This window comes from Pseudomonas urmiensis (genome assembly GCF_014268815.2).
In the GTDB taxonomy this organism is placed as follows: Bacteria; Pseudomonadota; Gammaproteobacteria; order Pseudomonadales; family Pseudomonadaceae; genus Aquipseudomonas; species Aquipseudomonas urmiensis.
Map to the genome: position 1 here is coordinate 2,851,927 of NZ_JABWRE020000001.1, position 18,969 is coordinate 2,870,895.

Annotated in this window: 22 protein-coding genes; 3 read left to right on the top strand and 19 right to left on the bottom strand. The window is 60.9% G+C overall.

The features are described 5' to 3' along the window. Positions 1-130 precede the first annotated feature (130 nt). Positions 131-742: a hypothetical protein gene (locus HU737_RS12685; protein ID WP_186554874.1), complete on the top strand. Its 612-nt coding sequence runs from the start codon at positions 131-133 to the stop codon at positions 740-742. Between the two features lie 33 nt (positions 743-775). Here the strand turns inward: HU737_RS12685 and HU737_RS12690 are convergent, their stop codons facing one another. The 8 genes from HU737_RS12690 to HU737_RS12725 form a co-directional block, all read right to left on the bottom strand. Continuing rightward, entirely contained in the window at positions 776-1,279 is a 504-nt protein-coding gene (locus HU737_RS12690) for a DUF2514 domain-containing protein (protein WP_186554875.1), read from the bottom strand. Continuing rightward, positions 1,276-1,698: a structural protein gene (locus HU737_RS12695; protein WP_186554876.1), complete on the bottom strand. Its 423-nt coding sequence runs from the start codon at positions 1,696-1,698 to the stop codon at positions 1,276-1,278. The genes HU737_RS12690 and HU737_RS12695 overlap by 4 nt, the downstream gene beginning before the upstream one ends. Before the next feature lie 64 nt (positions 1,699-1,762). Continuing rightward, positions 1,763-3,619, bottom strand: a complete 1,857-nt coding sequence (locus HU737_RS12700) for a tail fiber domain-containing protein (RefSeq protein ID WP_186554878.1) — start codon at positions 3,617-3,619, stop codon at positions 1,763-1,765. Between the two features lie 11 nt (positions 3,620-3,630). Next, entirely contained in the window at positions 3,631-4,305 is a 675-nt protein-coding gene (locus HU737_RS12705; protein ID WP_186554880.1) for a hypothetical protein, read from the bottom strand. After that, the gene (locus HU737_RS12710; RefSeq protein ID WP_186554882.1) at positions 4,305-4,625 is read right to left on the bottom strand and encodes a hypothetical protein; all 321 of its coding nucleotides are present in this window, start codon (positions 4,623-4,625) and stop codon (positions 4,305-4,307) included. Before HU737_RS12710 ends, HU737_RS12705 begins: the two co-directional genes overlap by 1 nt. Position 4,626: 1 nt before the next feature. Then, positions 4,627-8,448: a TipJ family phage tail tip protein gene (locus tag HU737_RS12715; protein ID WP_186554883.1), complete on the bottom strand. Its 3,822-nt coding sequence runs from the start codon at positions 8,446-8,448 to the stop codon at positions 4,627-4,629. A gap of 56 nt (positions 8,449-8,504) precedes the next feature. Further along, on the bottom strand, positions 8,505-9,104 hold the full coding sequence (locus tag HU737_RS12720; RefSeq protein ID WP_189661815.1) for a tail assembly protein: 600 nt from the start codon (positions 9,102-9,104) through the stop codon (positions 8,505-8,507). Between the two features lie 42 nt (positions 9,105-9,146). Continuing rightward, entirely contained in the window at positions 9,147-9,569 is a 423-nt protein-coding gene (locus HU737_RS12725) for a hypothetical protein (RefSeq protein ID WP_186554885.1), read from the bottom strand. Between the two features lie 111 nt (positions 9,570-9,680). Between HU737_RS12725 and HU737_RS12730 the strand changes: the two genes are divergently transcribed. Further along, positions 9,681-10,241 (top strand): hypothetical protein, encoded by a 561-nt coding sequence (locus tag HU737_RS12730; protein WP_186554887.1) that lies wholly within the window; start codon positions 9,681-9,683, stop codon positions 10,239-10,241. A 75-nt stretch (positions 10,242-10,316) separates the two neighbouring features. Here the strand turns inward: HU737_RS12730 and HU737_RS12735 are convergent, their stop codons facing one another. Continuing rightward, entirely contained in the window at positions 10,317-10,499 is a 183-nt protein-coding gene (locus HU737_RS12735; RefSeq protein ID WP_186555077.1) for a hypothetical protein, read from the bottom strand. A 242-nt stretch (positions 10,500-10,741) separates the two neighbouring features. Here HU737_RS12735 and HU737_RS12740 point away from each other — a divergent pair, with 242 nt between their 5' ends. Beyond that, positions 10,742-10,954, top strand: a complete 213-nt coding sequence (locus HU737_RS12740) for a hypothetical protein (protein WP_186554888.1) — start codon at positions 10,742-10,744, stop codon at positions 10,952-10,954. Positions 10,955-10,962: 8 nt separating this feature from the next. On the opposite strand, the gene HU737_RS12745 is transcribed toward HU737_RS12740, so the two are convergent. The 10 genes from HU737_RS12745 to HU737_RS12790 are packed head-to-tail and all read right to left on the bottom strand — an operon-like array spanning position 10,963 to position 18,962. Then, a complete protein-coding gene (locus HU737_RS12745) occupies positions 10,963-11,199 on the bottom strand; it encodes a hypothetical protein (RefSeq protein WP_186554890.1) in 237 nt (78 codons plus the stop codon). A gap of 25 nt (positions 11,200-11,224) precedes the next feature. Beyond that, positions 11,225-11,980 carry a C40 family peptidase gene (locus HU737_RS12750; protein ID WP_186554891.1) on the bottom strand — a complete coding sequence of 252 codons (756 nt, stop codon included), beginning with the start codon at positions 11,978-11,980 and terminating at the stop codon, positions 11,225-11,227. A 2-nt stretch (positions 11,981-11,982) separates the two neighbouring features. Then, complete coding sequence (locus HU737_RS12755) at positions 11,983-12,732, bottom strand: phage minor tail protein L (RefSeq protein WP_186554892.1); 750 nt, start codon at positions 12,730-12,732, stop codon at positions 11,983-11,985. Positions 12,733-12,741: 9 nt separating this feature from the next. Further along, positions 12,742-13,080 carry a phage tail protein gene (locus tag HU737_RS12760; RefSeq protein WP_186554894.1) on the bottom strand — a complete coding sequence of 113 codons (339 nt, stop codon included), beginning with the start codon at positions 13,078-13,080 and terminating at the stop codon, positions 12,742-12,744. Next, a complete protein-coding gene (locus HU737_RS12765; protein WP_186554895.1) occupies positions 13,080-16,475 on the bottom strand; it encodes a phage tail tape measure protein in 3,396 nt (1,131 codons plus the stop codon). Before HU737_RS12765 ends, HU737_RS12760 begins: the two co-directional genes overlap by 1 nt. Before the next feature lie 3 nt (positions 16,476-16,478). Beyond that, the gene (locus HU737_RS12770; protein WP_437182255.1) at positions 16,479-16,796 is read right to left on the bottom strand and encodes a DUF1799 domain-containing protein; all 318 of its coding nucleotides are present in this window, start codon (positions 16,794-16,796) and stop codon (positions 16,479-16,481) included. Beyond that, a complete protein-coding gene (locus HU737_RS12775) occupies positions 16,793-17,176 on the bottom strand; it encodes a phage tail assembly chaperone (RefSeq protein WP_186554896.1) in 384 nt (127 codons plus the stop codon). Before HU737_RS12775 ends, HU737_RS12770 begins: the two co-directional genes overlap by 4 nt. A 9-nt stretch (positions 17,177-17,185) precedes the next feature. Continuing rightward, positions 17,186-17,845 carry a phage tail protein gene (locus HU737_RS12780; protein WP_186554898.1) on the bottom strand — a complete coding sequence of 220 codons (660 nt, stop codon included), beginning with the start codon at positions 17,843-17,845 and terminating at the stop codon, positions 17,186-17,188. Between the two features lie 38 nt (positions 17,846-17,883). Then, a complete protein-coding gene (locus HU737_RS12785; protein WP_186554899.1) occupies positions 17,884-18,312 on the bottom strand; it encodes a phage tail terminator-like protein in 429 nt (142 codons plus the stop codon). Continuing rightward, positions 18,309-18,962, bottom strand: coding sequence for a hypothetical protein (locus tag HU737_RS12790; RefSeq protein ID WP_225915612.1), 654 nt, complete (start codon positions 18,960-18,962; stop codon positions 18,309-18,311). Before HU737_RS12790 ends, HU737_RS12785 begins: the two co-directional genes overlap by 4 nt. Positions 18,963-18,969: the final 7 nt, after the last annotated feature.

Genomic DNA, 18,969 nt, shown 5'->3' on the forward strand with positions numbered 1-18,969 from the left:
TATCGCACAACCCCCATAATTCAGGGTGATAAAACCTGTTCCTGATAAGAATGTGTGGGCATAATTGCGTTCCTGACACATTCCCAGATTAGCGCTGGTTATATCTGAGTAGCATCCAAGGAAGGAAATGATGAAGCCTTTTATCATCCTGGCCGTATGCGCGAGCCTTCTGAGCGCCGCCCCTGCATGGGCCCAACCTGAACTAAATGAGCGATCCAGCTCATGGCTCAAGGAGCCAAACGATTTTTTGGGAATAGACCTTCATGGCGATTTCACGGCACAGATGCCTTCTTGCCCTGACGAATCAAGTAGCCAAAAAAAGCTTTGCCGCCTAGCTACGTCGTCCCCTGATCGTTTTGAGATCCGTGGGTTACCATATCTGCCAATATCTCCTGGTTATGGGATGGTCGCGGTCGCGCCCCATGGAAAGCTCACAGAGCTCGTACTCAGCGGTAACGCAAACAGTCTGCACTTAGTAGGCGAAATGCTGACCGACAAATATGGAGAGCCCGGTGTTGTCACCAGCCGCTGGATAAAAATGTCATCAGGCGCCTCTTTCCAGTCTGAAGTGGTGAAATGGGAGGGCGAGAAAGTAGTCATGAAGTTTCAACGAGATGAAGGCGATTTAAGCCGCTATACGGTGACAGTGTCCGTATTTACAGACGCGTCTGAGACGCTCGAGATCGAAGAGACTGCTAAACCCGCAACCCAAGACGGTAATCGGGATTTCTCTAAGATCTGAAACGCCAGCAGTTACAAAGGATGACTTTCCCTCTTACTGATGACGTTGAAGCGCGTCGTATGAAGCTTCGCAGGTGCGGCCAGCTATCCGGGCGCGGTCATAAGCTTTCGCCAGCTCTCCCGCTCGAGCATCAGCCCGTGCGAGCAGGTCGGAGAGCACCATGGCGGCGCGGGTGGCTGCCTGGCCGCGGGCGATAGCGGCGGTATCCGTGCCGGTGCAACTGACGGAGGCAGCGAGCTTGGCGCCGTCGTCGCGCAGCCGCTGGCCAGCAGCATCGGCGCCAGAAGCACCAGCATCAGCAATGGTTCGTTCTTCCTGGGCATGGGCTCTTGCCTCCTCCTGCGCCTGGGCGCGTCGTTGTTCTTCTTCCCGCGCGCTGCGCTCCCCCAGCACCTCAGCCAAGCGGTCGCCGCTGTCCCGCTGCGCTGATGCCTTGGCGCACTGGGCGCGCTCAACGGACCGGCCGTGCTGGTAGGTGCCCCAGTAGGAAGCCACGATGAGCAGCAGCGCGATTACCCGCACTCCCCAGCCGTTCATGCCAGCGCCCTGCGCAGGCCCTCAGCAAAGATTGCCGGCGGGTATTCGAAATTGGCGTTCTCGTGTTTGATGATCGCCTGCACCAGGCCGCCCAAGATCTTTGGGTCTTTGATGTTGGCGATTTGATCGGACGGGCCCAGGCCGCAGCGATCAGCCACAGTGCGGATGTACGCCCCAGTGTCGTTCTCAACCTCCGGCGCCCACCGCTTGATGATGTCCTTGACGGTCCGCAGCTTGTGTTTGTTGTAGTAGGTCTGCAGCAGCTTGCCCAAGGCACGGATACCGTTCTCGGGCGTGTCGAAGATGACGAATCGGCCGCCCGGCTCTTTGCCAATCTGGCCAACCCAGTTATTGGCCGGGCTGTGATCGATGTTTCCAGGGTTGCGATTGCGCACTCCGCGGGGAAGCGAATGGGTCATGGGTTTTCTCCAGACAAAAAAATACCGCCAGGCGGCGGTTTCGGGGTTCCTGCTTAAGAGCAGATCAGGCGGCGTCTTCGAGCGCCGAGAGGCGAGCTTCAATCCCTGCGGCAATGAACATATTCAGCTCGTCATAACGGAAAGAGTAGCGGTCACCTGCTGGCGAACCCGGCGTGATGGTATTGATCGACTCGTACCGGAACTCCCAATGGATACCGGTTCCCGGCGAGGCTTCCCACTCCTGCACGTCCCTATCATCGGGAGCATATTCCTTCTCGCCAGTCACTTCGTTGAGGCTGTACAGCTTGCCGTAACGCTCAGTGATGGCCACTTCCTCGACTGCTTCCCACTGGTCGTAGCAGACAAATCCGTAGGCCATCGGATCAAGTCCGTGCCCGGCCATAATTTCCATAGCCCGCTGCACGGTCATCCCGATATGTACCCGAGCCTCGTCGCCTTTCTCGGCTACCGCCTGCAGCCATTTGTAGGTGCCTATCTCTCTCGATAGCTCTTTGGCTGCCGCGATCTCACTGGCGGACATCGCAGATACAGGCGTCTTCTCACGCGCATCCGAGGTGTTGATGGTGCCGGTGGCGGCGTACACAACAGGCCACCGGTAGTTGCTAGCACCGAGCTGCATGGCAGCGCTGTTGTCGACCGCCGGGGTTAGTTGATAGCCACTGCGCGTGGTCTGTGTGTTGATGTTCATCGCAAGCGGGGTAAGGCCCGCAGTACCACCGAAGCCAGTGGCCCGATGCTGGAATTGCATGGTCCCGCCATTAAGCACCATCCAGATGCCGGTGGCGGTGCCGCCCTCCTCCATCCACATCCCTGGCGTGCCGCCCTTGAACCGCAGCTGAGCACCGGTCAGAGTTTTAGTGCCTCCGATCTCCTGATCGCCGAATGTGGTGACGGCGGTCGCAGCGTACTGGACTCGGTTCCAAGAGCCCCAACTGTTGTTGTGCTTAGACCGTGTATACCGGTCTGAGCCAGCCGTAACTAGAAACCATTCCTGCACCGCATATGCCGGGTTTAGGTTCTGATAGTGGCACAAGTAGCCTTGGGCGTTTGCCGGCAGCCCCTCGGCAGTCCCGGGTGTGCCCGCTGTGGTGCCATTGGTGATATAGAACCCCGTAGCCGTCACCGAGTCGGCGCTATTGGGAACAACCAGCGGCATACCGCCACCGATCCCATAGTCGCCCGCTTTGAGGACGGGAGTGAAGTCAAGCGTCGAGTTGGTCCGGCTGAACATGCTACCGGTTGTGTAGTTGATCGCGATCTGCACCGCAGCTGTGGTGGTGTTCAGCCGGTTGGTCCAGACGGCATACGCGCCGATCGCCAGACCTCTGAACGCGGTGCCCGCCACATCCACGCGGTAGATGCCGTTCGCTAGCGTGGCGCTGTCCAGGTCTGCTTGGGGGACGTTAGGGCTACCGCCCACCGAGCCGAATCCAAACTGACCCACCCCCAGGGCATTGATGGCGGCCTGGGCGGCAGCCTGGTCTGCCACGTTCCACAGGCCGCGCCCGAACGCTGTCGATGCCTGAGCGGCCATGGTGCTAGCGGATGCCATGTAAGGCACGCCATTGGCCGTCATGGTCAGCGCTTGGAGTGCCTGCAAGATCTGTCCACCAAGACCCAAAGTGGTCCGCTGCGCGGGAGCGTCAGCATCATCTAGCAAGGCGCGGCCGGCCCCAGTGAGGGGGGTCAACGCCACCGTGTCAGGGCCAGTGGCATACATCAGCTGGTTGGCCGCCCAGACGGAGGCAGCAATGGCGCTCAGCTTGGGATTGGCAGGCTGGCTGACGCTGCCGTCGTACAGCTCGGTGAAGTTCTCATTGACCTTAGTGAACGCCGTCCGGGCGTCGTCACCGTCCTGGCCGCTGGGCGATGTCCCCAGGTTGATCTGTTGTTGGGCCATGCGGCCTCCTGCTAGTAGTTTGTTACGTCAATGACCATGAGGGTCGGCGGTTGCATTAGCGGAGAGTTGCCAGGAGGAGGATCGCCGCCCCCGCCAACAAGTCGTGATGTGATTGGCCCCTCCCCTACACCCACAGTGTTTGGCCCCACCGAGATCATGTAAGACCGCAGGACCCAATAAGGCAGCCCCGCCTGGGCCGCCCCCGTACTGCGTTTGGGGTAGCTGCCGAATCCCGCTGCGTACTTCCTAGATGTCGATGGCCACGGCCAAGATGCCCCAGAAGCAGCAGATCTATGGATATCGGCCACCCGCAGCCATTTGGCGCCAGCGTCGAATGTCAGCACGCCAGCGGCGTTATAAAGCTGCAGCCCGGAGTTAGTCGGGGTGATGGTCTGGTCGGCAAAACCATAGACTTCTATCGCTGCCTGGGTGCCACACACAAACCGCCAGGTGGTGCCGACCCTCGAAAAAAGGGCGATACCGTTCTGTACGTTGCAAGAAAAGAACAGAGATTTGACGTTACTCGGCACCGTCAAATCGAACTGATACAGAGTCCCGACGAAGGGCCTTGTGTCAGCAGTAAACGGACCCGAGTAAGTAGTTCGAAAGGCTAAAGTGGCCACCCGCACGTCGGCGTCTATCTGAAACGCGCCGTCATCGAAGTAAAAAACCGCACCAGCAGGCATCAGTATGTCCCCACAGAAATATTGACGGCCCGACGCGGGACATTGTTGCTAGAAGTGGGGTACTGGTAATCAACAAAAGACCAGGACACCACTCCCCCATTGATACTTACATTCGGATAGGCATAGAGCTGCGCCAGCGGCAAGTCGGCGGAGTTGTCTTCAACGAAGAAGAACGGCTCTCCGCCGTCAAGCAGTGCTGAAACAGTGCGCGTCCCATTCGCCGTCCCACTCGAAAACGTCTCATATACCCGTCCGAGGCGCGTGGTGGCGTCGAGGATGAGGTTTCCATCCTCATCCCAGAGTTGTAGACCGACAGGCATATCAGCCCCAGATCCCGAGACGACCGCGCAGTCGCGTGGTGTCATAGAAGGATAAAAGTTGATGAGTTATGTTCATCCGGCCTTGCCCTGGACGAACCCCGTTTATTTCAAACTCGTTGGTGACGAAGTTGATCCGAATGCCTTGCTGCCCAGCAACATAGTTGCTGCTCTTCAATTCCCCCGTAATGATCAGGTTGATGATGTCGGCCTGGTTGATGATCGCGCTGTTCATGAACACCTGGCCGTTCTGGATGGCGAACACTGACTTAGGCGTGCCGCCAGGCTGGTGCATGACAGCAAACAGGTTGGCCAGGAAGATCACCATGGACTGCATGCCTTCCGGCGTATTCTCGACACTCAGCCCCATGCCAGCGCCGTAGTAGCGACCGTTCACGTCGACGCCCACCTTGATGTTCCGGGTGGCCGACACGTTGCCTTCCAGGTCGACCAGAGCCTCCGAGGTGTCCTGCACCAGGGCCTCGGTGGTCCCTACCCGGCTGCTCAACTGCGTAACCGAGCTGCTGATCGCCTGATCGGCGTTCGCCCGCGTCTGTGCCTCGGTGATAATCGCCGCCTCGTTGTCGCCGATCTTCGAATTGGCGTTCGTGATCTGGACGGTCAAGGCCTCATCCGCCGTTGCTCGAGCTGTTACCTCCTGCTGCAGGCGCGCCTCAGTGCCATCAACCTTCGCCGACACAGTGGTGATTTGCGTGGCCAGCGCCTCGTCAGCGGTGATCCGGGCGTAGGCTTCCTGCTCGAATCGTGCATTGAGGTCGTCACCGATCTGCGCCTCGACGGTATCGATGCGCCGGCTGAGGGCCATGTCTGCGCTGCTGAACGAGCTGTAAATCGACGAAGCCGTCGCCCTCACACCAGAGTCGCCAGCCTTCCACTCAGTGGCTCCCGCCATGCGGGGGAACACCTGGGTTTCCACGCCGATGATCCGCGTGGCCATGGCTGCCAGTTGACCGTCCATCTCCTCTACGCTGGTCTCTACGCCGTCCAGGCGAATAGCCAGGGCGGTGACCATTTCGCCCAGCGAGGCGTAATCGCCGATGTACTCCCAGAACGCAGCATCGGTGACCGGGGTGCCGGCCGGTACATCTTGCTTGGCCCGGTACAGCTTGCCGTCGAGCTTGACCAGAGAGCCAGCCAAGTAGGCCTGGCCTGCATCCCAATCCGGCGCGCCAACTACATCGGCCAGCTGGGCTTGTAGCGAGTCAATCTGGTTCTGCAGGGCGATATCGCCGGCGCTCAGCCGCTCGTTAACCGACCCCGGACCCTCGCCACTGATTTTCTCAATCTCGCTGAGCAGGCTCTGGCCCAGATGACTCTCGGTGATCTTGCCAGTGATGTAGTCGAGAATGGCATCGGCGTCCGCGCTGGACTGGCCGTAGATCCAGTCGGACCATGGACCAATGTTTCCGGTACGATCCACCAGACGACCACGGAAGTAACGAACCACCGCGGCGGCCATCCCGCTGTGCAGGTAGGTCGGTGTCGGGTAGGCGAACTGGCCCAGCGCGACAGGGTTCTGCCCGGTGCTTTCTGAAGCCATCTGGATCTCGGTATAGGCCGTATCGCTGGTGCCTTCTGGAAAACCCCAGTTCAGACGAATACCCAGGATCTCCGAAATGGTATTGAGGTAGGCCAGCGCCGGCGGCACCCCCTCTTTCCCCTTTAGCTCAGTCAGCATCGACTCACGCCAGTTTGACGTAATGTCGAACGAACTGACCGCGCGCACGCGGGCCAGGTAAGCACCCGCGTAGATGCCCACCACATCGACGGATGCCGCCCCGATGCGCTGCAGACGTACCCAGTTGCCGTTGTCCTTGCGCCACTCCACGTCGTAGGACACGGCGCCTTCCACCGCAGGCCAGGCGATGGTCATGGTGCTGACCGCGATGCCTTGGGAAATGGCATGGGCCGAAGTCAGCGTTACGCTGGACGGTGGTGGCACGGTGGTGATCGGGATCACGCTGATTGGGCGCTCTTCCAGCTTGGCACCGGTGTCGATCGCTGCGAACTTGCTCGGGTTGAACTCGAGCGCGGTGATCTCGTATTCACCCTCCTGAGTGCGGGTGGTCTTGAGCACCCGGAACAGCTGGATGGCCAGGTCGTCGTAGTCGATCGCCCATTGCAGTTGCGGTTCAGGTTGCACGCTGTAGGAAGTGGTCACTGTCACTGCCCGGCCATTCACCGACTGCACCGTACGCGCCTGGGCGGAGCCGTTCGGCAGGTTCAGGATCAATCGGTCGCCGGCCTTGATCGGCGTGTCGCGGTCCAGGGTAATCACCCGGCCGGCAGCCGCAGAGATCCGGCCACCATTCGGTCGACCAGCGACCAATTCATCAGCAACGGGGATCACGAAGCCCGGCAGCGGGATGCGGCCCTCCATACCGGTCTTAAAGGTAACAGTGCGGTCCTGGCTGTTGCTGAGCAGCGCCCACTTGCCGCGGCGTTGGGCCTCGGACGCGCGGGTGCAGCCGATGGCTGAGATTTCGACCGGCCGGTCCCGGTACCGGCGCTGGAGCGCGTTGTCGGTAACCGGGATCACATCGGTATCATAATTGTTCGCCGGGTTGTCGTAGCTGACCAAGGCCCGGCTGTAGTGGGTGTTGCGTTCGGCACCGCCATAGACGAAGTCGCCATCAATGACGTTCGACCTGGTAAAGACGTAGTCGATGTCTTGCGCACGCGGCATATCCGCCTGCATGAACAGAGAGCCGTGAGCCCAGTACACCATGCCACGGTAGATCGCCGACAGGTCACGCAGCAGCGTCCAGGCCTCAGCCCTACCCTGCAGGTTCATATCGCAGAGAAAGCGCGGCTCCACACCACCAACGCCGTTCGGCACCATTTGGTCGCAGTACTGGGCGATGCGGTACATCTCCCACTTGTCGACCATCCACGGCTTGATGCGCTTGCCCAGGCCGAAACGGTCTTCAACGCACAGGCCGTAGGTCACGAACGCCGGGTTGTTGGTCCAGGCCTGCTTGAACGTGCCGTCCCATACCCCGGTGTAGGTACGGGTCACCGGATCGTAATTGCTCGGTACCGGCCAGCGCTTGGCTTTGCACTTCACAGTCACGGACGGGATGTTCTGGAACTGCTGGGCGTCGAACTCTATGTACAGCAGGGCGGTGTTCGGGTAGCGCAGCTTCTCGTCGATGATCTCGGTGTAGCCGGCGATCGTCATCGTGTCGGCTACGGTGCCGCTGTTCTGGTTCGGCGTGATCCGGCGGACGCGGAACATCCAGCCCGAGGTTGCCGCCGGCAGGTCCACGCTGACAGAGCGCTGGTAGCCGTTGGTGGTCTTGCCATTCACGGCGCCGCGGTTGGCCTCTACATAGGCGCCGCCATCGGTCGCGACGTCGATGGCGTACTCAATGCGGTAGCCGTTGGTGTTGCCGCTACTGTCCTGTTTGACCAGCCGTGGCCAACTGAAACGAAGGCGCAGGCGCGACAGCTTGGTGTTGCTCAGAGCACGGGTGAACGGAGCATCGCTACGCAACTCGACGTTGACCGTGGTGTCGCTCTCGATCGCCGGAATACCCTTGATGTATTCCTGCTCGACAGTGCCGCGGCGCCACTCCCATTTCACGCCAGGAAAGTTCACGTTGCCGCTGGCGTCCATGATCGGCGTGTTGTCGAGATAGATATCGCGGTCGGTCGGCGTACCGTCAAACTCGCCCTCACCAACGGCCAGAAGAATACTGGCTATGTTGGTCGACTGTAGACTGTCCGGCGACTCAACTGGTGTTTTCGGCTTGCTGCTGCCGCCTTTTGCCCCGGCAATATCGAGCTGTTGTGCTGCGCCCATGCTTTCCTCCGGGCATAAAAAAACCGCCCCCAGGCGGCTTGTTCGCTGGTACGTTGCTACTTCTTGTCTTCGGCCCGAATCGACGCGGAGATCACCGCCCCACCCCATCGGCGCTCACCGATACAGATCGGTACCGGGTTGCCGCTGGCGGTCGTGTTCTTGGCTGAGCCGAATGCATACGACGGTAAGTTTTCAGGGGCGGCGCTCTGGGATAGGCCCTTGGCTTGGGGGCTGAGCATCTGAATGACGCCGCCAGCGACCAAGCCAATACCTGCTCCGATGAGGGGCGCGCCAAATGGAGTGGCCGACAAGAACACACCCGCGACGATCATGACGGCTCCCACGATTGTCTGCAGGATGCCGCCTCGCTTGCTGCCCACGACTATCGGCACAATTCGAATTTCTTGGCTTCCACCTCGCTCGAAGTCCTTCTGGCCGATGTTTTTGCCGTTACGGAAAATCGCGAACCGCATGCCTAGAGAGTCCAGTCTTTTCACCTCATCCTCGAAACCGGAAAGCGTTGCCCTCAACGCTGAGAACACCTCCGTTACGGTTCCGCTATCAATGAGACGCCGATGGGTTCGACCGAATCGTCGAAGAAGCGGGCCAGATAGCTTAATAGTGGTCATTCCAGCATTGGCGTATGCAGCGATCATGCAAATTCTCCAGGCAATAAAAAACCGCCCGAAGGCGGTCAGTCAGTTGTAATCGATATAGGGTCCTATGTAGACACCGCTCATGTCTCCACTGATTCGGTACACGCTATCTTTTCCGGTTTCCACGTTTCCGGTAATAGATCGCACGGCCATTCCGCCACAGAGGCCAGAGCCGGCCAAGCCGATTCCGAGATTTGGTTGCCCAGGCGGCAGGTAGAAGCTGGCCCGCTGGCCAGGGCCGATTTTTGCGGACTTCTTCCCATCGATGTACACCACGATGTCGCATCCAGAGCCTAGCGCTCCCGAATCGCGAACCACCGTCAACGATCCACTGTCAGCGCCCTCCTTCGACTGGAACGCATAGATCTCGTCCCTCGGCACAGGGTCAGCTTGTTGAACAGGTGTTGCGGAAGTCGCACACCCAGCCAGCAGCGCCAACCCCGCCGCCCCAATCAGAATTCGCATGTGATCCCTCCTCGTTGATGGCTGGAATCTACCACTATCCATAGAATGTGCCCAAGGCCGGCCAAACGCCGGGCCCATCCCGTTGGTAAATCGAAGCAGAGGGCAATCAGAATGCAGGTCACATGCTCAAAATTCGAAGCAGCCTCACGCCAGCTGGATGAAGCGATAGGACTGCTCCTAGCCGATCATGATCCACTGGCGGTTCGCACGCTCGCCGCGGCTGCCTTCGGCCTGTTTGCCGATCTGGTTGAACATTCGAGACCGGACAAGTCATGGCGGTCGCGCCTCATACAAGATTCCGGCCTGGATAAAAAGCAGGCATTGGCAGTGATACACAATGCCCAAAACTTCTTGAAGCACGCAGACCGAGACCCTCACTCACAGCTTTCTTTCGACGAAAGCGAGAACGAAGAACTGATCTTCATCGCCACCCTCGACTGCGGCGAACTGGGCGGCCCGTTGACCACGGCTATGCAAGCATTTCAGATTTGGTATCTAGCGCTGAACCCAGGCAAGCTCGGTGCGGATCATGACCTAACCCTGAGAGCGAGTTCGGCGTTTCAGGATCTGCCCACCAAAACCCGTGAAGAGCAATTCGCTGCCGGATTGGATTTTCTCCGCCTCATGCTCGAGAAGTACGGCAGAGGTTCATACAAGCCTCGAAGCAATTAGCTATAGAGACGCAAGCCGGTGCCAGACGCAAAAAGCCCAGCGCGGGGCTGGGCTTCCGGAATGGCACATCAAAGCTTAAAGAGCACGCAATTCCGTAAAAGCTTTGGCAATGCAGTATGGGATAACTGCGCAAGCCAACCCCATCGCAGCGGAGGCGGCTTCCTGCGGGGCGCTAGTTGCCATATGGATACCGCCATAACCGATTACCGCCCCAATCAATGACATGATGATGGTGACGATCCACATGAATTTGGCCACTTGTATACTTCCTTTGCTGTTTGGCCAAGGCAGTAGGCATTGGCGCTTTAAGGCGCCGAATCTAACTCTGGAGAAATAGAGTGTCAATTTGCCACTGCTCCACCTAGCTGCTGATCAACCCTGGACGAAAAGCCAGTACGCGGCCGTGCCAAGAGCGTAGTAGCGTTGTGCATCCAACGAACCGCCCCGGTCCGTTGCCGGAAAGCCCATGGACTGGGGCATTGAAGACCTAGGAGGTCAACATGAGCGATGAGCAGTACGCCCAAAGCAAAAAAGACTGGATTTACACTTGGGGCGTGGTACGTGACGAGCCGGTAATCATGGTAGGCGCCTTTCGAACCAAGGCGGAAGCAGAAGCAAGAGCACGGACTATGGGTGAAGGCTACAAGGCCAGCTATATCTTCCATCTTCCTGGTACTGACGAATTCGTTGTAGAGGACGAGCCAAATAATTGACCCCTAGGTCAGATCGCCGCAAAAGTGATCTGACCAACCTTGGTCAAAAGCTTGGCCGACAACCCAGGGCCGCCATCGTACTTCCGGTGGTAACCATCTCCACCAGGACCGATTTTTCCGGAAATTTTTATTCGGTCGATTTCAATGCCGCCATCAAGGATTGCGACTTCTGCGTGATCACCGACCATTGCGCCTTGGCGCACAGTGAACAGGTCACGGATGGTAAGTACATAGCTCTGCTGCATGTTCTTCTCCTGCGGCCTTGCCGCTTCACTTCGCGTCACGATGACGCAATACAAGGCGCGTTCGATCGAGCCATGGCCCGCCGAACACGATGATTTCTGATGGCCGGCCCAGCAGGTGGTGCAGCATGAAGGGCCCAGGGCCGAAGACCTCGGCATTCTCCTCCTGCAACTGGGCGTCGGCGCCCAGGTAGATGCCAGCGTGGTTCGGGTGTGCCGTACGCCCAACCGCCATCACGATCATGTCGCCACGCTGCGGCTGGCTGACCTGGTAGAACCCGGCTGCCTCATAAGCCTGTTCGTACAGGCTTGGGCCTGCGGCCTGCTCCCACCATCCATCGTCCCGGGCATAGGCCGGGAACTCCAGCCCCCACTCTCGCTTGTACCAGTCTGCGCAGACCTGCCAGCAGTCCCAGGCGCCGTGCACGAATGGCCGAGCAAGCAGCGGTGTCTCGCCAGCGGGAGTGATAGTGCGCAGGTCTCCCTCCGGCCAGGACAGAATGTGCCAGGGCAAGCCTGTGGCCTCGCACATGGCAAGGTCACGCGGCGACGGCCGGCTGGTGGCGTCCGGGTGCGAGTGGACGATGCCCACTACCTCGCCCTGGTCCTCGGCCGCGGCGTACTGCTCGGCCGAGATCCGGAACTCTTCGCCAGGCTCGGCGGCAGTGTTGTCGCAGGGGATGTACCGCTGCGATCGGCCAGCAGCAATGATCAGCCCGCAGCACTCTCGCGGGTATTCAGCCGCGGCGTGCGTCTGCACGGCGGCGAGGATGTGTTTGCGCATGGTCAGCTCCGGGCGATCAGGGATACGGCTGGGAAGCCGCCGAAGGGTAGTTGGTTGCCCTGGCCCCAGCGGACGACGCAGCCAGAATCGAGGCAGCCGTTGCACTGGTCCTTAGCCGGGTTGTCAGTCGGGTTGCCGTCAAGGTCGAAGTACGGGCCGGTGTAGCCGCAATTGGGGCCACGGTAGCCGGCTGTCATCGCCCAGTGGCAAAGCTGGGTCATCTGCCGGCCAATCGTCTCACCGCCCACGTCGCCAGGGCTGGCCAGCTCCCACGCAACCGTGGTGCCGTTCTCGGAAACCTTCTGGTCGATGTACCAGACCTCGATCGCTTCCTCGGAGGGATCGGCCTCGAGGTTCCCATCAGGGAAGTTCGAGGCGTCCAAGTATCGCGCCATGGTGTGGCGCATCGTCAGCTTGAACTCAAGCAGGTCATCGAACGCCAAGCACAGTGCCGTGATCCGCCCTTTGACGTTGCCCACCGACAGCGTGGGCCGCACTGCGGTACCGTCGGAGTTTGCCTCGATACCCTCGATCTGCATGGGCCAGGCGCCGTATTCATTGCCCTGCCACCAGATCGACTTGGCGGTTAGCTGGTCAGCATTGGCGCCGGCAGTCGCCAACTCCTGTGGCGTGTGCGGTATCGCATGCCCATGGAACCGCAGGATGTCGGCACCAAAGTCCGAGCCATCCAGCTCGAACAGCAGCACCTCGCTGCCGGGCTCCAGGGTCTGGATGTCCTTGATCAGTGACATGCTTGTTCCTTATGGGTGGAAAGCCCGCTCGAAGGTAGCGGTGACCTTGAATCGGCCGCCGCCAACAGGGGTGGGTTTGGGGTCAGGGCAGGTGAACAGCCCAAGATCGCCGAGCGGCGTAGACCAGAGAAATGCCTTGGCACCACCGTGCCGGTCGAAGAACTCCATGACCTTGCGGACTTGAGCCTTCGTTCCGGTTACGGTGACGGGGTAACTGTCCTCTTTATTGTTTGGCCCATCGCCCACCACCTGCCGGTAACCGCCACCGAATCGCGATTCGCGAACCCGGTAGTTGATGTCAGGCGTTTCGCCGCGCTCGGTCGGCCAGCGGAATGTTTCGATCGCCATCAGCGTCTCCCTTGGGTGTTGCGGTAGCTCACGCCACCAGGGCGCCACGAATCGGCAACAGCCTTCTCTGCCGCAACTTGCACCTGCTTTTGCATGTTCTGCTGTAGCAGGGTCTGGTCGAGGGTCAGCCCCTCATCGCTGCGGTCTGGAATGCTGATGCTCACTGGAGCATTGATCGATATCGATGTGCCGCCACCGCTTCCGCTCGACACGGCGCGAACGCCGAGGTTTCCGTCGGGGGTCCTGGTCAGCGGCATGATCGCCTCGGGCCCAGCCTCGCCGAACACCCCAGCCCCTTTCGCGAATGCGAAGAACTGCGGCGTGTCGTGCACCTGGTTGCTGAATTTCGACAGGCTCGGTGAGTCGTAGACACCGCCTTTGGCGTTGGGGACAAATCCGCCCTCGCTGAAACCACTCGTGCTCACCGTCTGACCACCGGGGGTAAAGTAGGCTCCAGCTACAGAACCCAAGATGCTGCCGGCGATACCTGCTATAGCCCTTTGCGTGGCAATCCGCGCCATATCCGCCAGGACCGACTTGGTGAAGTCTGCGAACGAGAACTTCCCCGTCATCGCGAAGTTCACCACCGCGTCTTCCATGGAGCTGAAGGCATTGGTGAACAGCGTTCTGGTTTGGCCCGCCACGTCCCGCGCCTGTTCCAGATAGTTCTGGAAGGCCGAGGATGCGCCATTGCGCCAGTCGCCCTGGGCCTGGGTCATAAGGTCGTAGTTGGCGATGGTGGTTTCTTGCAGGTCCCGCTCGGTTTTGCTCAGGGCTGCCAGCTTCTGGTTGTACTCATCGAGGCTCATGCCGCGGGAGCCATCACCATACTGGTTGGCCAGGTCCAGGCGCTGCTGGTTGATGCGGTCGGTGATGCCGTTTTGCTGATCTTGCAAACTGCGCTGGCGATCGCCCAACCCGAGGCCCTCGGCAGACCGCTGCCCCTGCTTGCGCAATGCCTGCACCTGCTGATCAAGTGCGCTGGTGTAGGTCTGCACCGCCTGAGCCTGCTTGCGCAGTCGACCTTCCTCGTTCGAGGCCAGTACGGCTAACTCCGAGTCGGCATCCTTCTGCGCCTTGACCATGTTGGCCCGCGCGTCGGCAATCTTCTGGTCCAGCTGGATGCGCTGCTGGGCTGTGGTACTGCTGCGCCCTTTGGCTTCCTCCAGCGCCTTTATCTCCGCCTCGTAGGCATTGGTGACCTCGGCCTTCTGCTGCTCGATGATCGCGGCGCGCTGGGCAGCGTACGAGTCCTGGGGGATGATCCCGGCCTTCTGCGCGGCATCCAGCTCCTTCTGGTGGTTCTTGTACTCGGCCAGGATGGCGGCCAGGGCGTTCTTCTGGTCGTTGAAGCCGGAGAGGTCGACGGAAGCGGTTCGCCCGCCGGTGTCCTTGAACTGCTTGGCGATGTCAGCCTGCACCCGGGCGATGTTCTCGGGTTTCAGCCGCTCATCATTCGGGTTGACCTTGCGGATCGCATCGAGAGACTTGCTGTATTCCTTCAGCGCGTCCGCCCGCTTCTCGGCATTGGTTCTGGCGGATTTCTCCAGCGCGTCTACCTTGCCTATAGCAATAATCGCGGCTTGTTGCTGCTGAGTGTCCAGCGCCCGCGCCTTGGCAATTGCGTCGAGGGTATCCCTCTGCTGCATGAGCCCTTTGAGTTCAAGGCTGGTGTTGGTCAGTTTCTCCTGCGCCGCCGTGTCGCTTGGGTCGCCATTCACGGCACTCTGGGCTGCCGCGACTTGACGCTGCAAATCTACGATGCGGCTTGCGATGTCCTGATCCCGGCCAATGTCCTTGACCGAATCGACCGTTGCAGCAATCTCTCCCCGAAGCGTTTTCCAGCCACGCTCCCAGATCGACAGGTTATCCGTGACCTCCTTGCTACGGTTCTTGATGGTGTCGACATATGTGTCGGTTAGCAGCTTGGCGGCGCCGATGGTGTCGCCCTGCTCCTTCAGTGCCACGATCTGCGAATAGGTCGAAGCGGTGAGGAAGTTGTACTGCTCGTTTAGGTCTTTCGCGGCCGTTACTGGGTCTTTGCCGATCTTCACGAACTCGGCCACGGTCTCTTCAATTGCCGTGCCGGTTGCCGTTCGCCACTCCAGGGCGGCCTCGGTGATCTCGACGAAGCTGTCGGAAGCGATCTTGCCGCTACCTGCCAGCTGGGTGAGCACTTCCGCCGCGGCGCCAGTGGTGCCGACTGTCGCCGCGACCTGGCGCGCCATTCCTGACATCTGATCCGCCGTTGTACCGGCGGCGTTACCGGTCTTGATCAGCTCCTTCTGGAAGCCTACGGCCTCTTCGCTACCCGAGTAGTAGGCGTAGCCGAGCACCCCGACGGCAGCAGCCGCGACGGTGAACGGGTTCACCAGGCCCAGGACATAGCCTCCAAGGGCTTTAGCTGCTGGACCGATGCCTCCGAACATGTCCTTGAGCTGCCCGCCCTGCTGCAGCAGCACGGTGAGTGGGGCCTGGCCACCCTGCAGCGACACGAAGATATCGGTGAACTGCGCCGGTACGCCGCGCAGTGCGGCAGCGGTGGCCTTGGCCGACATGCCAGTCTTGTTCAGCGCAACATCGGCCCCGCCCAGTGCCGTGCGCGCCTGGTCGATCTTCGCCTGGTACTCGCCAAACGTCTCCGCATCGAGCGCGCCACTGGTGCGGAAGCCCTTCAGCTTCTGCTCCATCTGGTCCAGGCGACTCATTGCTGCGACGGTCGGGTCAATCTTGCCCAGCAGTTCCTCAAGCGCCTGGCCTTCTTCCCGATGCGCGCCGGCGGCCTTCTTCGCCGCCTCAGCTTGACGCTCCTCCGTGGCGATGAGGGCCTGGGCCCGGCTGTTGATGGCCGCCTGACGGCTGGCGCTGTCCGACAGCACGGCATTCGCCTGGGCGGTGACCTCGGCGCTCTGCTCGGTCGCCCGGTTCAGCGACTGAACGTACTGGCTGGCCTCCAGCGAGGCCTTGGCCACAGCCAGAATCCTTGCCTGCTGCTCGTCGGCAGATTCGGCAGCGCGCCGTCCGGCCTGGGCACCGGCGTCAGTAGCGCTGGTCAGCGCTTCCTGCACCTTGCCCGCCTGCGCGGCCTCAGTCCGGAAAGCCCCCATGTTGGCGGCGGCGCTGTTGAACGCCGTGGATGCGTTGGTAACGGCTCGCCCCACGGTCGCCATTTGCTGCGCCAGCTCTGTCTGCTTAGCGTTGAGCGCCTGAAGCTCCTGCACGATCTGCCGGGTGTCACCCTGCAGGCTGCCCAGAGCAGTCTCCCAGGCACGCCCAGTTCGTCCAGCTGACTCTTCGCTGCGCTTGCCGGCATCCGTCAGCTGGTCGAGGTTGTCCTTGGCCTCGACGGCATCACCGGAGTCGATCTGAAGACCGAGAGAGGCAATGGTGGTCATGATCTACTCCATCGATTCGGCCATGACGGCCAGGGCCTCAACCTCCATGACGCGGAGATCGGGGAAAATGTCGGTGAGGTCGCGGCGCTTGATACCGAGCATTGCGGCTGTTGCGGGAATAGCGGTGTAGTCCAGGCCGGACGGACCGCCCGAAGCCACCCGCCACTGCGTGGCCAGGGCATCGAATAGGCGGAAGGCTGGCCAGGCGTCGGGCCATACCTCCACTTCCTCCTCTTCGATGTCTTCTGGGGTCAGCCCCAGCGCCGCCAGTTGCTCGGCGGACGGACCAGACTCATAGCAGGCCCGGGCCGCCGCCCTCAGTTTCCCAGGCGGGCCGGGCTGTAGGCGGCCTGGTAGGCGTCGATGACCGCCTTCGGAGCGCCGGTGCAGGTGCGCACCAGGTCAACAATGGCCTCGGCACTGAACTCGTCCTCCAGATCCCAGCCAGTGACGATCTCGCCCAGTTGCTCGGCCTGCAGAGCGATCTCACCGGTGGTGACCTCCTCCCACGTCGCCCCGTCCTTATGGGCCTTCTCCGCCCAGGCATCGCGGGCCTTGTTCCAGCGGTCGAACATTGCCGACAGGGCCACGCGGTTCATGTAGCGGAACTGGAATTCCACCGGCGCCGGCTCGGCGCCAATTCGCGGAACCTGCACCACGGCAGCGAAAGTGGGGTTCTGCGCGATTTTGATCTTCGCCATGAGGGTTCCTTACGCGCCGGCCAGAATGCGAACGGGACGGCCCGACAGCGCGATGCTGATGGTGCGCGTCATGAGGTTGTTCCGGTCCATGGTCGGGGTGGTGGTGATGCTCACGTAACCTGGATAGAGGATTTGGTCGCCACCTGGCAGTTTGAGACGCACCACAACGAGCTCCTTGCTGTCGCCGTAGTTTTCGACCAGAGCGACGTAGGCGGCGGCCGGCTGATCTTCGACGGTGATCGACAGTGTGATCGGGTTGCGGTTGGTCGGGAACTGGCGGTCATCGTCATCTTCCAGATACCCCACGGTGAGGTATTGCTGTTCACCGCCAGCCGAGGTGAACGCGGTCACCTTGGAGATCTGTGCCCAAGCGGTCACGGGGAGGACCGAGCCCACTCCGGCGCCAGGGGTGTACTTGTCCGTATTGGTGGTGTTGAGGCCTTTCAACGCGAATGTGTCGGCAGCCCCGTTTGCGGCACTGACAGCGCGGTCGGCGATGAGCGCCCAGCCGGAGCTGACCAGCATGATGTCGCCGTTTGTGATGTCGTGATCGGCAGCGGTGGCCACCGGTGGCGCGGCATTGGTCAGGGCGGTGAAGGCGACGGCTGCGCCGAAAACGCTGGCGATTTCCAGCACGGCGCCGTTCGGCAGCGGGAATTTTGCGGCCATGGAGTGTTTCCTCGTTGTTGCCGCCGGGCGGCGGTTGGTTATGCCCCAGCGGGCGGTTGGTCCGCGACACCGCGGTAGGTGAAGCTGGCCGGGACCGTGTAGGTCGCCGACTCGGTGATGGTTGGGCCCTGGTCAACTGGTTCGGTGACCAAGCCCTCGAAGCCGTTGCGACTGAGTTCAGAGTCCGCCCTGAAGAGGCTCGAAAGCTCGTCCACCAAGGCCTCGGCTGTAGCCAACGGCTGGCCCGCCGGGCAAACGATGCTCACCTGGTAGACGCCGGTGTACTCGTAGGCATCGCTGCCCAGATAGCGACAGGTGGTGCCCGCTGGCAGTTGGAACGCCTGCAGGTAGGTTTCGTCGGCCCCGGCCACGAACCCCTGCTCGAAGTTCGCGACCCGGATAGGGCGCGCGGTGGCCCAGGCCATCAACTTGATCTCGATGGCCTGCCTGGCTCGTGCTTGGCTCATGCTCGATGGGTCCTGGTGGCTTCTTCGACGATGCGCTGAAAGTCGGCGACGGTGATCCGCACCATGCCGCCCGGCGCCTGCGAACTGTGGCCGTACTCCAGAGGGATGGCATACGGGAGGTTGTTAACGATGAATGCGACCTCTCCGGCTGAGAGATCACCGGCAGCCAGGAGAAGCCTGTCCAGCGTCTCGCCAGCGCTCTCGATGTCCTCGATCTCGCCTGCCGCCGGTACGCCGGTGGTGAGCTGCCAGTTGCTACGAAAGCGACCGCCCACATAGCCCTGGCCAGCCCTCCGAACGCCGAACCCGAAGTTCTCGCGCTGTTCACGCTTGGTCAGCGGCTTGCGCAGTCGCAGGCCGCCTTTCAGGTTGCCGCTCTTGGTGTAGTTGGCCTGGTCGGCAGTGATGCCGGCATTGATGGCCGCCGCCTTGGTGTTGTAAGCCGCGATCTGCTCAGCCGCGCTGCCCTGGGCCTCAACGTTCACCTTCCAGAGATCCGGGTTGCCGACCGGCGACATGGTCACCAGACTCCGGCCGACCATGATCACGACCTCACGGAAGGTTAGGTCCATCGCCTCCTTGGCGGCCTCTGCGAACTGCTCCAGCTGCGTAGCAAACCCGCCGTCCAGACCGCCGTAACGGCTGGTCATGTGTGAG

Coding starts and splice junctions, on each gene's coding strand:
- HU737_RS12685 (WP_186554874.1), top strand. CDS start 131: ATGAAGCCTTTTATCATCCTGGCCGTATGCGCGAGCCTTCTGAGCGCC.
- HU737_RS12690 (WP_186554875.1), bottom strand. CDS start 1,279: ATGAACGGCTGGGGAGTGCGGGTAATCGCGCTGCTGCTCATCGTGGCT.
- HU737_RS12695 (WP_186554876.1), bottom strand. CDS start 1,698: ATGACCCATTCGCTTCCCCGCGGAGTGCGCAATCGCAACCCTGGAAAC.
- HU737_RS12700 (WP_186554878.1), bottom strand. CDS start 3,619: ATGGCCCAACAACAGATCAACCTGGGGACATCGCCCAGCGGCCAGGAC.
- HU737_RS12705 (WP_186554880.1), bottom strand. CDS start 4,305: ATGCCTGCTGGTGCGGTTTTTTACTTCGATGACGGCGCGTTTCAGATA.
- HU737_RS12710 (WP_186554882.1), bottom strand. CDS start 4,625: ATGCCTGTCGGTCTACAACTCTGGGATGAGGATGGAAACCTCATCCTC.
- HU737_RS12715 (WP_186554883.1), bottom strand. CDS start 8,448: ATGGGCGCAGCACAACAGCTCGATATTGCCGGGGCAAAAGGCGGCAGC.
- HU737_RS12720 (WP_189661815.1), bottom strand. CDS start 9,104: ATGATCGCTGCATACGCCAATGCTGGAATGACCACTATTAAGCTATCT.
- HU737_RS12725 (WP_186554885.1), bottom strand. CDS start 9,569: ATGCGAATTCTGATTGGGGCGGCGGGGTTGGCGCTGCTGGCTGGGTGT.
- HU737_RS12730 (WP_186554887.1), top strand. CDS start 9,681: ATGCAGGTCACATGCTCAAAATTCGAAGCAGCCTCACGCCAGCTGGAT.
- HU737_RS12740 (WP_186554888.1), top strand. CDS start 10,742: ATGAGCGATGAGCAGTACGCCCAAAGCAAAAAAGACTGGATTTACACT.
- HU737_RS12745 (WP_186554890.1), bottom strand. CDS start 11,199: ATGCAGCAGAGCTATGTACTTACCATCCGTGACCTGTTCACTGTGCGC.
- HU737_RS12750 (WP_186554891.1), bottom strand. CDS start 11,980: ATGCGCAAACACATCCTCGCCGCCGTGCAGACGCACGCCGCGGCTGAA.
- HU737_RS12755 (WP_186554892.1), bottom strand. CDS start 12,732: ATGTCACTGATCAAGGACATCCAGACCCTGGAGCCCGGCAGCGAGGTG.
- HU737_RS12760 (WP_186554894.1), bottom strand. CDS start 13,080: ATGGCGATCGAAACATTCCGCTGGCCGACCGAGCGCGGCGAAACGCCT.
- HU737_RS12765 (WP_186554895.1), bottom strand. CDS start 16,475: ATGACCACCATTGCCTCTCTCGGTCTTCAGATCGACTCCGGTGATGCC.
- HU737_RS12775 (WP_186554896.1), bottom strand. CDS start 17,176: ATGGCGAAGATCAAAATCGCGCAGAACCCCACTTTCGCTGCCGTGGTG.
- HU737_RS12780 (WP_186554898.1), bottom strand. CDS start 17,845: ATGGCCGCAAAATTCCCGCTGCCGAACGGCGCCGTGCTGGAAATCGCC.
- HU737_RS12785 (WP_186554899.1), bottom strand. CDS start 18,312: ATGAGCCAAGCACGAGCCAGGCAGGCCATCGAGATCAAGTTGATGGCC.
- HU737_RS12790 (WP_225915612.1), bottom strand. CDS start 18,962: ATGACCAGCCGTTACGGCGGTCTGGACGGCGGGTTTGCTACGCAGCTG.